Source organism: Micromonospora sp. NPDC047134 (assembly GCF_040643455.1).
Lineage (GTDB): Bacteria > Actinomycetota > Actinomycetes > Mycobacteriales > Micromonosporaceae > Micromonospora.
This window is the reverse complement of record NZ_JBEYUI010000016.1, coordinates 68,010-82,328: the sequence shown is the minus strand read 5'-3', so window position 1 is coordinate 82,328 and position 14,319 is coordinate 68,010. Positions and strand designations below refer to the sequence as shown.

The 14,319-nt window shown below is 70.5% G+C and carries 14 protein-coding genes and 1 tRNA gene; 7 read left to right on the top strand and 8 right to left on the bottom strand.

Going from position 1 to position 14,319, the window contains the following annotated elements; genetic code table 11:
• Positions 1-65: 65 nt before the first annotated feature.
• Positions 66-1,055 (top strand): PfkB family carbohydrate kinase, encoded by a 990-nt coding sequence (locus tag ABZ795_RS19755; RefSeq protein ID WP_357531393.1) that lies wholly within the window; start codon positions 66-68, stop codon positions 1,053-1,055.
• Between the two features lie 304 nt (positions 1,056-1,359).
• On the opposite strand, the gene ABZ795_RS19750 is transcribed toward ABZ795_RS19755, so the two are convergent.
• Positions 1,360-1,881 (bottom strand): DinB family protein, encoded by a 522-nt coding sequence (locus ABZ795_RS19750; RefSeq protein WP_357531392.1) that lies wholly within the window; start codon positions 1,879-1,881, stop codon positions 1,360-1,362.
• Between the two features lie 97 nt (positions 1,882-1,978).
• Between ABZ795_RS19750 and ABZ795_RS19745 the strand changes: the two genes are divergently transcribed.
• Positions 1,979-2,185 (top strand): hypothetical protein, encoded by a 207-nt coding sequence (locus ABZ795_RS19745; RefSeq protein WP_327024656.1) that lies wholly within the window; start codon positions 1,979-1,981, stop codon positions 2,183-2,185.
• Between the two features lie 37 nt (positions 2,186-2,222).
• Here the strand turns inward: ABZ795_RS19745 and ABZ795_RS19740 are convergent, their stop codons facing one another.
• Complete coding sequence (locus tag ABZ795_RS19740) at positions 2,223-3,368, bottom strand: polysaccharide pyruvyl transferase family protein (RefSeq protein ID WP_327024655.1); 1,146 nt, start codon at positions 3,366-3,368, stop codon at positions 2,223-2,225.
• Positions 3,369-3,452: 84 nt separating this feature from the next.
• A complete protein-coding gene (locus ABZ795_RS19735; protein ID WP_327024654.1) occupies positions 3,453-4,037 on the bottom strand; it encodes a TetR family transcriptional regulator in 585 nt (194 codons plus the stop codon).
• 77 nt (positions 4,038-4,114) lie between these two features.
• On the opposite strand from ABZ795_RS19735, the gene ABZ795_RS19730 reads away from it, so the two are divergent.
• The 4 genes from ABZ795_RS19730 (at position 4,115) to ABZ795_RS19715 (ending at position 6,910) form a co-directional block, all read left to right on the top strand.
• Positions 4,115-4,681 (top strand): dihydrofolate reductase family protein, encoded by a 567-nt coding sequence (locus tag ABZ795_RS19730; protein ID WP_357531391.1) that lies wholly within the window; start codon positions 4,115-4,117, stop codon positions 4,679-4,681.
• A gap of 158 nt (positions 4,682-4,839) precedes the next feature.
• The gene (locus ABZ795_RS19725; protein WP_357531390.1) at positions 4,840-5,577 is read left to right on the top strand and encodes a VOC family protein; all 738 of its coding nucleotides are present in this window, start codon (positions 4,840-4,842) and stop codon (positions 5,575-5,577) included.
• A 73-nt stretch (positions 5,578-5,650) separates the two neighbouring features.
• Positions 5,651-6,433: a methyltransferase domain-containing protein gene (locus tag ABZ795_RS19720; protein WP_357531389.1), complete on the top strand. Its 783-nt coding sequence runs from the start codon at positions 5,651-5,653 to the stop codon at positions 6,431-6,433.
• A gap of 114 nt (positions 6,434-6,547) precedes the next feature.
• Positions 6,548-6,910, top strand: a complete 363-nt coding sequence (locus ABZ795_RS19715) for a hypothetical protein (RefSeq protein ID WP_357531388.1) — start codon at positions 6,548-6,550, stop codon at positions 6,908-6,910.
• Positions 6,911-7,050: 140 nt separating this feature from the next.
• Here the strand turns inward: ABZ795_RS19715 and ABZ795_RS19710 are convergent.
• The 5 genes from ABZ795_RS19710 to ABZ795_RS19690 form a co-directional block, all read right to left on the bottom strand.
• Positions 7,051-7,125 (bottom strand) — tRNA-Val (locus ABZ795_RS19710).
• 86 nt (positions 7,126-7,211) lie between these two features.
• Positions 7,212-7,676, bottom strand: coding sequence for a peroxiredoxin (locus ABZ795_RS19705; RefSeq protein WP_327024650.1), 465 nt, complete (start codon positions 7,674-7,676; stop codon positions 7,212-7,214).
• A 54-nt stretch (positions 7,677-7,730) separates the two neighbouring features.
• Positions 7,731-8,168, bottom strand: a complete 438-nt coding sequence (locus ABZ795_RS19700; protein ID WP_327024649.1) for a DUF3052 domain-containing protein — start codon at positions 8,166-8,168, stop codon at positions 7,731-7,733.
• Positions 8,169-8,279: 111 nt separating this feature from the next.
• Complete coding sequence (locus ABZ795_RS19695; protein ID WP_357531387.1) at positions 8,280-10,838, bottom strand: transketolase C-terminal domain-containing protein; 2,559 nt, start codon at positions 10,836-10,838, stop codon at positions 8,280-8,282.
• 71 nt (positions 10,839-10,909) lie between these two features.
• Positions 10,910-11,314, bottom strand: coding sequence for a secondary thiamine-phosphate synthase enzyme YjbQ (locus tag ABZ795_RS19690; protein WP_327024647.1), 405 nt, complete (start codon positions 11,312-11,314; stop codon positions 10,910-10,912).
• 244 nt (positions 11,315-11,558) lie between these two features.
• Between ABZ795_RS19690 and aceE the strand changes: the two genes are divergently transcribed.
• Positions 11,559-14,303, top strand: a complete 2,745-nt coding sequence (gene aceE / locus ABZ795_RS19685; RefSeq protein WP_357531386.1) for a pyruvate dehydrogenase (acetyl-transferring), homodimeric type — start codon at positions 11,559-11,561, stop codon at positions 14,301-14,303.
• Positions 14,304-14,319: the final 16 nt, after the last annotated feature.

The window sequence follows — 14,319 nt, the reverse complement described above, 5'->3', positions numbered from 1 at the left end:
GAGCAGGGGACCCCGCTTAACACCTGGGTCAGGATAGGCGGAGCCGGCCGACTACCGTCGACGCCATGTACGACCTACTGGTGCTCGGTGGCCTCGGGGTGGACATACGGGTCCGGGTGCCCGCCCTGCCCCTGCCGGTGGTCGACTCCCTCACCGTCGAACCGATCGACCTGCGGATCGGCAACACCGGCGCCGGGGTGGCGCTGGCCGCGCACGCCCTGGGGTTGCGGGTGGCGGTGATCGACACCCTCGGCGCGGACCCGGCCGGTGAGGTGGTGCGGGCCGCCCTGTCCCGTACCGAGGTGCAGACCGTGCTGGCCGAGGCGCCCGGCGGTACCCGCCGCTCGGTCAACCTGGTCGATCCCGTCGGGCGGCGAATGTCGCTGTACGACCCTCGCCCCTCCGAGGAGACCGCACCCTTCGCGATGGCCCAGGTGGCGGAGTTGATCCGGCAGTCCCGGCACGTCCACCTGTCGATCATGAATTGGGTACGGGACCTGCTGCCCGACCTCGGCATCCTGCTGGGCGAGGGCGGACGCAGCTCCACCGACCTGCACGACTGGGACGGGCACAACCCGTACCATCGTCCCTTCGCCGAGGTCGCCGAGTTGGTGCTGGTCAGCGGGGTAGCCCTGGGCGACCGGACAACCGCACTCCCCGCCGCCTTGAGCCCTTCCGCGCCGGCGGTACCCGTCCCGGCGGGCGGCCCGGCTAGGACGCAACCTGTCACGGCGGGCGGCCCGGCGGTGGCGGTGCCCGGCAGGGCGGGCGATTCCGCGACGGCGGTGGCGGGGCGGCCGGTGCTGGTGACCTGGGGGGCCGACGGCGCGGATCTGCACCTCGACGGCGACATCACCCGGATCCCAGCGGCCACGCCGCCCGGTCCCGTGGTGGACACCAACGGCGCCGGTGACGCCTTCGCGGCCGGCGTCATCGCCGCCCGCCTACGCGGCGCGACCTGGGCGGAGGCCGCCGGGTACGCGGCCCGGGTCGCCGCCGCAGCCTGCACCCATGACGGCATGGAGTACCCGCCCGGTCTCCTCCCCCCTCCCTGACCCCCGCAGCCCGCCCCTGCCCCCCACACTGTGGTTGCGGGCTCGCCCCTCACCCCTCACCCCGTGCCCCCTGGCCACGCCGTTGCCGCGAGCGGGATTGCATGATCGCGCTCGATCCGGGATCGAGTGCCTATCCGCGCTTACAAGGCCACTTGAACCTACATCGAGCGCGATCATGAACTGCCTACCGGCGCGACCCGGTCCCGATGGCGCGACAGCGAACACGGGCCTGCCGGCGTGCCAGCGGCCACGTCCGATGGGCTGTCTGCGGGCACGCCGGTGAAGACGTCCAAGGGCACGTCCGTCAGAGTGCGCCGGTGGCGCCGTCGGTGAGTTCCCGGAGGATGTCGGCGTGCCCGACGTGTCGGGCGGTCTCCTCGATCAGGTGCACCAGAATCCAGCGCACCGACACCTCGCCGAGCTGCGGATGTGGCACGACATGATCGAGGTCGTAGCGCGCCACGATCTCCCGGGACCGCGCACAGACCTGCTGGTAGTCGGCGGCCAGGCGCTCCACGGTGTCGTCCTCGGCGAGGGTGAAGCTGGCCAGCGCGGACTCCTCGGTGGTCGGGAAGGTCTCCCCCGGGGAGGGTTCCAGCAGGATGTGGAACCAGTTGTACTCGATCTCGGCCAGGTGTTTGACCAGCCCGGCGAGGGTGGTCGCCGAGGGCAGCAGCCGGCGGGCCGCGTCAGCGTCGGCAAGCCCTTGGACCTTGCGCAGCAGGACCGCCCGGTGGAAATCCAGGAAGGATTCGAGGATCTCCCGTTCCCCGGCGGTCCGGTTCACCACGGGGCCGAGGGTCGGGTCGATCGGGATCTCCGTCATGTCGACACGCTATCCCCGGCCTCGGCCGGCCAACGAGCGAGCCGTGCGCCGAGGTGTATCCGCTGCGGCGAGGCGGCGTACGGGGCAGGATGGGCGCATGGCAGCAACGGTTGAGATCCCGCTGGTGGGCGGTTCGGCAGACGGCCAGCACGTCACCGTCGAGTTGGATCCGAACAACCGGCCCCCGTTGACCCACCATCACCTGGGGTCGGGCGGCCTGGCCGAGGCGGACATCTACGAGCTCGAAATGGTCGATGCCGAGGCCGGGCAGTGGTGTTACCGCTGGCGCGGCCCGGCCGTCTGACCACGCCCCCGTCAGGAGCGGCCCACGCGAGGGCGGCTCAGGCGTCGACCTTGACCAGGGAGCGGTGGCGCAGGCTGTCCAGCACCGCCCGGGTCACCTGAGAGGTACCCCGGGCCTCGTCGCAGACCCGGGCCACCCGCTGGGCGGTGGTCTCGGCGCGCTGTTCACGTTCGTCCCACAGTTGGTCGACCTCGGCCAGCAGCGGGCCCTCCACCTCCCGCTCCACCCCGCGCAGGGCCGGCACCCCCAGTCGCTGGGCCAGGTCGAAGACCTTGCCGGCGTACGGCAGGGGGAGGAACGGCGTACCCATCGTCGCGGCGAAGATCAGGAAGTGCAGTCGCATCCCGACCGCCAGGTCCAGGTGGCGCATCAGGCCGACCACCTGCTGCGGGCTGTAGGTGCCGTGCAGGATCCGGCCCCGCTCGGCGGCGATCATGTGCGACAGCACCCCGTGGGAGTGCCGGATGTCGTCGCGTTCCATCGGCACGAACAACACGTGCGCGTCGATGCGGTGCACCAGGAAGTCACCGATCTGGGCGAGCAGGCGGTGGTAGCCGTCCACGTCGAGTCGTTCCGCGGCCCGGCCCGGCTCCCGCACACTCATCCCGACCAGCCGCTTGCCGGCCGGTACCCCTTCCTCGCGCAGCAGTTCCGCCGGGAACTCCTCCGGTTGCAGCAGGAACGCCGGGTCGGCGGTGACGGTGATCGGGTTGAGCAGCCCGGCCTCTTCCAGCACCATCCGCGATTCCTGGTCGCGTACGGTCACCTGGGTGGCCCCGGCCAGGGTCTCGCGCACCATGCCGGTGTCCACGATGTCGCTCAGGGGCCCGACCCCCACCGCGTAGGTCAGCACCGGCAATCCTCGTTCCTGCGCTACCCGGACGACCCGCAGGTACCGGCGGGCCTCCTTGTCGTAGAGGATCCCGCCACCGCCGAGAATGAGCAGGTCTAGCTGGGACAGTACGAGGGCGGAGTCGGTGCGGCTGACCCCTTCCCAGGGCACGGCCTCCACATAGGGGTGGGCGACCTTGGTGTGTGCGGGATCGCGCGAGAAGACGATGATCCGAGCGTTGGGCTCCTGCTGACGCAGGTCGGTCAGCAGGCCGGTGAGGATGGCCTCGTCGCCGAGGTTGCGGCCGCCGTATGAGCCGAGCACGCCGATGGTCAGTCCGCCACGCGTCATCCGTCGCTCCTCCCCAGGTGCGTCGGATCGAGGTTTCCCCGCTGCACCGCCGAACAGTCATCGCCTCCGGCCGGGGTGGCTGGTTCAGCCTCCGGGCGGGACTCCCCCGGCCAGGCGGGACACCAGGGCGGCGACGACCTCATCCGGGTCGAATCCGGTGTCGATCGAGGTGGTGAGCAGGTCGAGCAGGAGCCCGTCCACGGCGTAGCGCAGCAGGGCCACCTCGAACGCGCCGCCGGGCAGGCCGGCCGCCAGGTGGTACGCGACGTCGGCGCGGTAGCCCCGGCGCAGGGTGTCGCCGAGGATGCGGGCCAGGTCGGGGCGGCGGACCGACTCCAGGCGTAGTTCGATCAGGGCACGGGTGAGTTCGGGGTGCCGGGTGGTCCGCTCGACGATGTACCGGACATAGTCCGCTAGCAGGGCCGAGGAGGGCGGGCGGGCGGCCAGTTCGGCCACGACGGTGTCGTCCGGGGCGAACCGCTCGAAGATCCGCTCCCCGAGGGCCCCGAGCAGGGCGTCCCGGGAGCGGAAGTAGTTGACGGCGGTGCCGGTCGGCACCCCCGCCTCGGCATCCACGGCCCGGTGGGTCAGCCCTCGGGCCCCGTGGGCGGCCAGCACCCGCAGCCCGGCGTCCGCCAGGGCCGCCCGCCGCTCCAGGTTGCGTGCCACTGGAAAACCCTAACAGCAACCACAACATCTGTTGTACGTTGACACAACCACAACATCCGTAGTGATTGGAGTACCCCTTGCGCAAGCTCGTCTACTACGTGGCCAGCAGCATCGACGGTTTCATCGCCGCCCCCGACGGGTCGTACGACTTCTTCGACCTGCAGCCCGACCCGACCGGGCCCCTGGTCACGCGGTGGCCGCAGACCTTCCCGACCTTCGCTCACCAGCAGCTCGGCATCGACCGACCGCAGGGCCGATTCGACACGGTCCTGATGGGCCGGGCCACCTACGAGCCCGCCCTGCGCCTCGGCGTCACCAGCCCGTACGCCCACCTCAAGCAGTACGTCTTCGCCCGCTCGCTACGCCCCTCCGACGACCCGGCGGTGGAGATCGTCTCCGGCGATCCGGTGACCTTCGTCCGCGACCTCAAGGGACGCCCGGGAGCCGACATCTGGCTCTGCGGCGGCGGCCGGCTCGCCGGTCAACTCGTCTCCGAAGTGGACGAATGGCTGGTCAAGGTCAACCCCGTCGTCGCCGGCAGCGGCATCCCCCTGGTCGACCACCCCTTCACGCCACAACACCTGACCCTGGTGGACACCACCCCCGCCGGTCGCGGCGTCGTCCTCCTGCACTACACCCGATGACCGCCGCCCTCGCCCTCGCCCTCGCCCGCCCGGCAACTTCCGGGATGTTGCTGCCCGACCCGGGTGCCGAGGCAGCAACATCCCGGAAGTTGCCACCACGACAGACCCGGTGCGCGGTGGGGGTGCTCTTGTCGGTGGTGGGAACTAGCATCGGGGGCATGGCGACTCGGCTGGTGCAGATCAATATGAAGGCTCTGGACGACGAGGCGCTGGGCCACTTCTGGGCGCAGGTGCTCGGGTGGGGAATCTCCAGCGAGGGGCCGAGGGTGACCAACCTCGAACCGGAGGGCTTGGACTACCCCGACCCCGCTGCCGTCTGCATCGACCTCGTCGCCTACCCGGACGACCCCAAGACGGTGAAGAACCGCGTGCATGTCGACCTCGCCACCACCTCGGCGGCCCATCATGCGGAACTGATCGCCCGCCTGACGGAACTCGGGGCGACCCCCGCCGACATCGGCCAGGGCGACGTGCCGTGGACGGTCATGGCCGACCCGGAGGGCAACGAGTTCTGCGTGCTGGACTGGCGCACCTCGCCCCGGGACACCGGGCCGATCGCGGCGATAGTGGCGGACTGCACGGACCCCCGGGCCATGGTCGAATTCTGGGGCAACGCCATGGACTGGACCGTGCACGAGGTCACCAACCAGCACGCGCTGCTGCGCTCCGCCAAGGACGTCGGCCCCTACCTGCGGTTCGTCCGTAACCCGGACGTGAAGACGGGGTGGAACCGCGTCCACCTCGACGTCCGCCCGTACCCCGGTGACGACATGGAGGCCGAGGCGGCCAGGCTGCGGGCCCTCGGTGCCACCGCCATCGGCCTGGACGAGGACGTCCACTGGAAGGTCTTCGCCGACCCGGAAGGCAACGAGTTCTGCATGCTCTCCCCCCGCTGACCCCGCCCCTCCGGTGCCCCACGGTCGAGCATGGCGCGGCCGGCAGCGGCGCTACCGCAATAGGCTGCCGATCGTGCACGGGTTCACCGACGTCGACTGCCAGCCGGACCCGGCCTCGTGGGTCGGGGTACTCGACCGTCTCGCCGAGGAGCCCTTCTACCGGGCGTACCAGCAGCGGCTCCGCGAGCTGCTCCATCCGACTCCCGGCCGTCGCTACCTCGAAGTCGGTGCCGGGACCGGAGCAAGCGCGGCCCAGCTGAGAGATGCACACGACGTCAGCGTGGCAACCGTGGACCGCTCGCTGACCATGGCTGCTGCCATGCGCGCTCGCGGCCTCACCCGATGCGCCGTCGCCGACGCCCATCACCTGCCCTTTCGCACCGACGCCTTCGACGGGGCATGGGCCGATCGCACCGTCCAACATCTCGCCGATCCCCGGGCCGCGGTCACCGACCTCGTCAGGGTCGTACGCCCAGGTGGTCGCATCGTCCTGGCCGACCCCGACTACGACACTCAGGTGCTCGACATCGCCGACCAGGACCTGGCCCGGCGGGTGCTGAGGTTCCGGGCCGATGTCCTCCTCCGCAACGGCACCCTGGCACACCAACACGCCGGTATCCTCGCCGCACACGGCCTGGTCGACATCACGGTCGTACCTCGAACGCTTGTCGTCAGAGACCCGACCGCCGTCGACAACGTCCTCGGTCTGCGCAGTTGGGCCGCCACCGCAGCTCAGCGCGGCGCCTTGGCCCCCGGCGAAGCCCGCGCCTTCGAAGACCAGTTCGACCAGGCCGTCAGCACCCGCCGGTTCACCTACGCGGTCACCTTCTTCCTCACCGCCGCCACGGTCACCTGACCGCCGAGAAGGGCGACAGCCGGCACCAGGCAGGTCGGCGGCCGTCTCCCGTCACCGCCGTCGCCGCTGGAAATCCGATCCCACGGCGCGTGGCCACGCCACTAACATGCGGGCATGTGCCGGTACGCCGAGATCCCCTACAAGGTCCACTACGTCTGCGTGCCGTGCCGTCGTAGTCACAAGTACGCCTGGGACGGCGAGAAGCACCTCTGCACGTCGTGCCGACAACCGATGATCTTCGCCGGGCATGACTTCGCCGCCCCTCGTCGACGGAACGACTCCGGGTGGGCCGCAGTTGCGGCAGTGCTCGGCGCAGGACTGCGCTACGAGGGCTTCGAGACCTGCGGATGCTCGCGACAACCAAAGTTCCGGCCCCGGACCAGCGCCCAGGTCCGGATGCGGCGACGGGCAGCCGGCCACCTCGGGTTGTCAGAGGCTGAGGCACTGGCCGCCCGGAATCCCTACGACCTCGCCTGACGCCGTCCGGCAGCATCGACTTTCGCTAGGTGATCAACTCCATTACGCCGTAATGGCGGCTTCCGGCTCGCCTGGACCCCGCCGTTTCGCCGTAACGGTGAGGGCACCCGGAGATCTGCGCTCCAAGTCGTGGTCAGTACTGGTGGGCGCGGCAGGTTTCGAACCTGCGACCCCTCGCTTGTAAGGCGAGTGCTCTCCCACTGAGCTACGCGCCCGGAAACGCCGTACGGCGGACCGGCGGTTGGCAGCTTACCCTGCCGCGCACCGGCCCTGCCGGACGGTCGCACCCGTTGGGATCGGGTCAGGCGGTGGCCTCCGCCAGAGCCTTGCGCCAGCCCTGCTGGTCGCGCGGCTCGCCCGGCATGTTCATCTCGGCGAAGCGGACGACACCGGCCTTGTCGATGACGAAGGTGCCCCGGTTGGCGATACCGGCGGTGTCGTTGAAGACCCCGTACGCCTGCGCGACCGCGCCGTGCGGCCAGAAGTCGGCCAGCAGCGGGAACTGGTAGCCCTCCCGGTCCGCCCAGACCTTGTGGGCGTAGACCGAGTCGACGCTCACGGTCAGCACCTGGACGTCGTCGCTGACGTACTCGTTGAGGTTGTCCCGCACCTCGCACAGCTCGCCCTGGCACACGCCGGTGAAGGCCAGCGGGTAGAAGACCAGCAGGACCGTACGCTGACCCCGGAAGTCCGAGAGTCGGACTTCCTGGTTGTTCTGGTCCTTGAGGACGAAGTCGGGCGCCTCGGCGCCAACCTCGATGGGCATGTGAACTCCTTGGATCGAGTCTAGAGGCAACAGCCTGTCACGTTCTGCGGCAGACTACTTCTTGCCCTTTGCGCCGCGACGCAGAACGAGACGGGCACCGCTCCAGTCCTTGCCGGCGTTGACCGTCGAGGTCTGCTGAAGGCCGGCGGTGGGAGCGGACTCGGCGATCTCGCTCGGCTCGACGTGGCCGTCGCGGCCGGCCTTGGGCGTCAGCAGCCACACGACCCCGTTGTCGGCCAGTGGGCCGAGGGCGTCGACGAGAAGCTCGAACAGGTCACCGTCTCCGTCGCGGTACCACACGAGCACCGCGTCGACCACTTCATCGGTGTCCTCGTCGACCAGCTCTCCACAACGGTCGGTCAGGGCGTCCCGGAGATCTGAGTCGACGTCGTCGTCGTAGCCCATCTCCATGACGACCATGCCCGGTTCGATGCCGAACCGGTCCGCCAGGCTGCGTACCCCGTCGGCAGCCTGACCAGCGGTCGCGCTCACTGTCGCGTGCCTCCTCATCTCGTCCAAGCTCACGGCACCCGGTCGGTGCCGTCAGGCAAGTCCACACAGTTGTGCCGTCCCGCGCAAGTGGCGCACCGGGTGGAACGAAATTTACCGTGCCAGCAGCGTACGGGCACCCTGGGTGATTGCTTCCTCGGAGACCAGGACCTGCCGGGCAGCCGGACCCAGAGGCACGAAAGAGTCAACGGCCGCCACTCGGCGTACGGCCCCGACATATCCGGCGTCGACCAGCGCGGCGATCACCCCTTCGCCGACCCCGCCCGAGCGCCGGGTCTCGTCCACCACCAGCACCCGCCCGGTGGCGGCGGCCTCCCGGATCAGGTCGGCCACCGGCAGCGGGGCAAGCCAGCGCAGATCCACCACCCGGCTGCCGATGCCCTCGTCCGCCAGGGCCGAGGCCACCCGCAGAGCCATCCGTACGCCGTTGCCGAAGGTCACGATGGTGAGGTCCTCGGCCGAGCCGACGCCGTACACCCGCGCCCGCCCGACCGGGACGTGCCCGGCCGCCCAGGTCCCCGGCTCGGCATAGCCGGCCAGCCACTCACCGTCACCGTCGCCGTAGAGGTCGCGGGCGTGGTAGAGGGCGATCGGCTCCAGGAACACGCAGACGCTGCCGTCCACCACCGCGCTGGCCAGGCAGGTACGCAGCATCGCCGCGGCGTCGTCCGGCCGGGCCGGCACGGCGACCACCAGTCCGGGTACGTCCCGCAGGAAGGCCACCGAGTTGTCGTTGTGGAAGTGCCCGCCCAGGCCCTCCTGGTACGCCAGGCCGGCCACCCGCACCACCATCGGGTTACGCAGCGCACCCTGGGAGAAGAACCCCATCGTGGCCGCCTCGCCGCGGACCTGGTCCTCGGCGCTGTGCAGGTACGCCAGATACTGGATCTCCGGCACCGGCAGCAGCCCGGCCAGTCCCGCGCCGAGCCCCAGACCGAGCACCGAGGTCTCGTCCAGCAGGGTGTCGAACACCCGGGCCGGACCGAACCGGTCACGCAACCCGCCGGTCACCCCGTACCGTCCGCCCTTGGCGGCGACGTCCTCGCCGAAGACGGCCATCTGGGGGTACGCCAGCAGCCCGTCGGTGAGGGCGGCGTTGATGCTCTGCGCGAGGGTCAGGGGGCCGGACAGTTCCGGCGGCTTGCCGCCGAAGGCCTCCAGGCGGGCCCCGGCACCCGGCCCGGCCGCGTACAGGCCCGCGTCGGCCACCGCCTGGGTCACCCGGACCGGACGGCGTGGGGCCAGCGGGGCCACCACCTCGGCCGCGCTGCCCAGTTTCGGCTCGTCGAGCACCTGTTCGGCGAGTCTACGGATCTGCCAGCCGATCTCGTCGTACCGGTCGAGCAGTTCGCCGCCACCGGCCAGGCCCGCCTCGACCAGCCGCCGCGCGGTGGCGACCACCGGGTCGGCGGCCAGGTCGGCGGCGATCTCCTCGGCGTCCCGGTATGCGCTCTCGGCCTCCGCCCCGACGTGGCCCAGCAGCCGGACGGTGCTCAGGTGCAGCACGGCCGGGCGGCGGTGTCGCCGTACCCAGGCCGCCGCCTCGCGCGCCGCCTGGTACGCCTCCACCAGGTCGGCACCGTCCGCGGCGAAGTAGCGGATGCCCGGCTTGGACCGCAGGGCGGTCGCCACCCAGCCCTGCGGGGATCGCAGGCTGCCGCCCAGGCCGTTGTCCTCGCAGACGAACAGCACCGGAATCCGCAGGCCGGTGTGGTCGTACCAGCCGGCGGTGTTGAACGCGGCCGTGGCGCTGGCATGGTTGATCGCGGCGTCGCCGAAGGAGCAGACCACGATCGCGTCCGGCGCCCAGGAGGCCCGGAAACTCGGGTCGGCCTGCGTCGGGGCCCCTCGGGCGTCCAGTCGACGCAGCCGTTCCACCGCCAACCCCATGCCCACCGCCCGGGGCAGGTGCGAGGCCGCCGTGGAGGTGGTCGGCACCACGGCCAGGTCGGCACGGCCGAAGACCTTCTGCCGGCCACCGGCGATCGGATCCTGGCCGGAGGCCACCATCCCCCGCAGGGCGTCCCGCGCCGCCTCGAGGTACGCCGCCGCCACCGGCCGCCGCACCACAGCCAACCGAGCCCGACCGTCACCCCCGTCATCGGTCGGGTCGGTGTCCAGCACTGTCGGCGAATCTCCGGCCGAGTCGGCCGAGTCGGACAGGTCACCCGGGTCGGTGGGATCGGGCGAATCGGCTCCGTCGGCCGAGTCGCCTCCGTCGGCCGGGTCGGTGGGGGCGGTCGGGGGTGTCGGCGTACCGTCCGGGTCGTCGTCGGCCGTCAGCAACACCGACCCGGCGGCGGGGTCGGCGGCCTGGGCAGCGCGGACGCAGTAGAAGGCGCCCGAGCGGTAGTGCAGCAGCGCCGGGTCGGTGGGGCGCAGGGCGGCCGCGACCGCGGCGTTGCCCTCGTGGCCCGCCGAGCTGATCGTGTGGTACCCCTCGCCGAAGCTGCGCAGCCAACGCCCGGCCAGGTCGAGCTGCCGGCTGGTGACCTGCGCGTCGAAGAGTTCCAGCAGTTGGGCGCCGGTCAAGGTCGCGCCCTCGGCCACCGGTCGGGCCGGGTCGGTACGGTGCCGCGGCGCGGTCAGCGCGGCCAGGGACTCCCGGAGTCGGTCGTCAAGATCCTGCGGGGTGGTCACGTCCGACAGCATTACCGACCGGAGCACACCTCGCCCACTCGAACCCCGCTCGGGTTCACCGGTCGACCCGATCGACGGATGCCTCAGCCCGGTAGGAAGGAGAACCGGACCTGGCGGGTGGTGTTGTCGCCGTTGGTGTCCACCAGGCAGATCGACTGCCAGGTGCCCAGGGCCAGCCGACCGTCGAGCACCGGCAGGGTCGCGTACGGGGCGATGAAGGCGGGCAGTACGTGATCGCGCCCGTGGCCCGGGGAGCCGTGCCGGTGCCGCCAGCGGTTGTCCGTGGGCAGCACCGCGTCCAGCGCGGTGAGCAGGTCGTCGTCCGAGCCGGCGCCGGTCTCGATGATGGCCAGCCCGGCGGTGGCGTGCGGCACGAACACGTGCAGCAGCCCGTCACCCTGTCCGGCGACGAACTGTTCCGCCTCGACGGTGATGTCCTGCACGGTGGGCCGGGAGCCGGTCCGGACGGTGATCACCTCACTACGCATGCTTCGCATTCTGCCGCAATCGGCCGACCGGCGCTCCCACCGACGATGATCTTCGCCAACAGGTCGGATCGGCTGGTCAGCCGCTCGGGCCACAGCTCGGAGGCGGTAAGTCCGGAAACGACAATGTTACTAATGAGTACCTGTGTCGCGCGTCGCCCTTGACACGGGTGGACGTGACGACACGTGCCGTGACGGGGCAGGATGGCGCTAGAGACCTATCCCACACACAACCGAGGGAACGCCTGTGGCTACGGAACGCAAGCGCCCGGTGATCACGGCCGGCCTGCCTAGCCAGCTTCCGGACATCGACCCCGAAGAGACCAGCGAGTGGGTCGAGTCGCTTGACGGTGTCATCGACGAGCGCGGCGCCAAGCGGGCCCGCTACGTGATGCTGCGTCTGCTGGAGCGCGCTCGTGAGCGCCAGGTCGGGGTGCCGTCGCTGACCACCACCGACTACATCAACACCATCCCGCCGGAGCGGGAACCGTGGTTCCCCGGCGACGAGCACGTCGAGCGGCGCATCCGGGCCTACGTGCGGTGGAACGCGGCGATGCTGGTGCACCGCGCCCAGCGGCCGGAGATCGGTGTCGGCGGCCACATCTCCACCTTCGCCAGCTCCGCCTCGCTGTACGAGGTGGGCTTCAACCACTTCTTCCGGGGCAAGAACCACCCGGGCGGCGGCGACCACATCTTCTACCAGGGTCACGCCTCCCCCGGCATGTACGCCCGGGCGTTCCTGGAGGGCCGGCTCAGCGAGAACCAGCTAGACGGCTTCCGGCAGGAGCTGTCGCACCCCGGCGGCGGCCTGCCGTCGTACCCGCACCCGCGGCTGATGCCGGACTTCTGGGAGTTCCCCACGGTGTCCATGGGGCTGGGTGGGCTGAACGCCATCTACCAGGCCCGGTTCAACCGGTACCTGCAGCACCGGGGCATCAAGGACACCTCCGACCAGCACGTCTGGGCGTTCCTCGGCGACGGTGAGATGGATGAGCCGGAGACCCTCGGCGCGATCGGGGTGGCCGCCCGCGAGGAGCTGGACAACCTCACCTTCGTGATCAACTGCAACCTTCAGCGGCTCGACGGGCCGGTGCGGGGCAACGGCAAGGTGATGCAGGAGCTGGAGGCCTTCTTCCGGGGTGCCGGCTGGAACGTGATCAAGGTGGTCTGGGGCCGGGAGTGGGACCCACTGCTCGCCGCCGACACCGACGGTGCGCTGGTCAACCTCATGAACACCACTCCCGACGGCGACTACCAGACCTACAAGGCGGAGTCCGGGGCGTACGTGCGGGAGCACTTCTTCGGCCGTGACCCGCGGACCCGCAAGATGGTCGAGGGTCTCAGCGACGACGAGATCTGGAACCTCAAGCGGGGCGGGCACGACTACCGCAAGCTCTACGCGGCCTACAAGGCGGCCACGGAGCACACCGGTCAGCCGACGGTGATCCTGGCCAAGACGATCAAGGGCTGGACCCTCGGCTCGCACTTCGAGGGCCGCAACGCGACCCACCAGATGAAGAAGCTGACGCTGGAGGACCTGAAGACCTTCCGCGACCGGCTCTACCTGGACATCCCGGACTCGGCGCTGGAGGACAACCCCTACCTGCCGCCGTACTACCGTCCGGAGGAGAAGTCCGCCGAGATGCAGTACCTGCACGAGCGGCGCCAGCAGCTCGGCGGCTACCTGCCCTCGCGGCGTACCAGGGCCAAGTCCCTGCCGATCCCGGGCAGCGAGCGGTTCGCCGACATCAAGCGCGGTTCCGGCAAGCAGAAGGTCGCCACCACGATGGCCTTCGTCCGCCTGCTCAAGGACCTGATGAAGGACAAGCAGTTCGGCAAGCGCTGGGTGCCGATCATCCCGGACGAGGCGCGTACCTTCGGTCTGGACTCGATCTTCCCGACCGCGAAGATCTACTCGCCGCACGGTCAGCGGTACACCGCGGTCGACCGGGAGCTGTTCCTGTCGTACAAGGAGTCCACCGTCGGGCAGATCCTGCACGAGGGGATCAACGAGGCCGGTTCGGTCGCCTCCTTCACCGCCGCCGGCTCCTCGTACGCCACCCACGACGAGCCGATGATCCCGATGTACATCTTCTACTCGATGTTCGGGTTCCAGCGCACCGGTGACGGCTTCTGGGCCGCCGCCGACCAGATGGTGCGCGGTTTCGTGCTCGGGGCCACCGCCGGCCGCACCACCCTCAACGGTGAAGGCCTGCAACACGAGGACGGCCACTCCCACCTGCTCGCGGCCACCAACCCGGCGGTCGTGGCGTACGATCCGGCCTTCGCGTTCGAGATCGCGCACATCATGGAGAACGGCCTGCACCGCATGTACGGCGAGCAGCAGGAGAACATCTTCTACTACCTCACCGTCTACAACGAGCCGATCCAGCAGCCGGCCGAGCCGGAGGGGGTGGACGTCGAGGGCATCCTCAAGGGCATCTACCGCTACTCGGCCGCCCCGTCGCTGGAGGGGGACGCCCCTCGGGCGAACCTGCTGGCCTCCGGTACCGGCATGCAGTGGGCGCTCAAGGCGCAGCAACTGCTGGCCCAGGACTGGGGGGTGGCCGCGGACGTCTGGTCGGTGACCTCCTGGACCGAGCTGCGCCGCGACGCCATCCAGTGCGAGGAGTACAACCTCGTACACCCGGGCGCGGAGCAGCGGGTGCCGTACATCCAGCAGAAGCTGGCCGACACCGAGGGCCCGAAGGTCGCGGTCAGCGACTGGATGCGCGCGGTGCCGGACCTGATCTCCCGCTGGGTACCGGGTGACTGGACCTCCCTGGGCACGGACGGCTTCGGCCTGTCCGACACCCGCCACGCCCTGCGCCGACACTTCCACGTCGACGCCGAGTCGGTCACGGTCGCGACCCTGCGCCAGCTCGCCCTACGCGGAGCGGTACCCGCCCACGTCCCCGCCGAGGCCGCCAAGAAGTACGCCATCGAGGACGTCAACGCCGCCCCCGTAGGCGAAACCGGCGGCGACACCTGACCCACCCCAACCCACC

Bases quoted from the DNA above. Each gene is read 5' to 3' on its own strand.
- ABZ795_RS19755 (WP_357531393.1), top strand. From the start codon at position 66: ATGTACGACCTACTGGTGCTCGGTGGCCTCGGGGTGGACATACGGGTC.
- ABZ795_RS19750 (WP_357531392.1), bottom strand. From the start codon at position 1,881: ATGACGGAGATCCCGATCGACCCGACCCTCGGCCCCGTGGTGAACCGG.
- ABZ795_RS19745 (WP_327024656.1), top strand. From the start codon at position 1,979: ATGGCAGCAACGGTTGAGATCCCGCTGGTGGGCGGTTCGGCAGACGGC.
- ABZ795_RS19740 (WP_327024655.1), bottom strand. From the start codon at position 3,368: ATGACGCGTGGCGGACTGACCATCGGCGTGCTCGGCTCATACGGCGGC.
- ABZ795_RS19725 (WP_357531390.1), top strand. From the start codon at position 4,840: ATGGCGACTCGGCTGGTGCAGATCAATATGAAGGCTCTGGACGACGAG.
- ABZ795_RS19715 (WP_357531388.1), top strand. From the start codon at position 6,548: ATGTGCCGGTACGCCGAGATCCCCTACAAGGTCCACTACGTCTGCGTG.
- ABZ795_RS19705 (WP_327024650.1), bottom strand. From the start codon at position 7,676: ATGCCCATCGAGGTTGGCGCCGAGGCGCCCGACTTCGTCCTCAAGGAC.
- ABZ795_RS19695 (WP_357531387.1), bottom strand. From the start codon at position 10,838: ATGCTGTCGGACGTGACCACCCCGCAGGATCTTGACGACCGACTCCGG.
- ABZ795_RS19690 (WP_327024647.1), bottom strand. From the start codon at position 11,314: ATGCGTAGTGAGGTGATCACCGTCCGGACCGGCTCCCGGCCCACCGTG.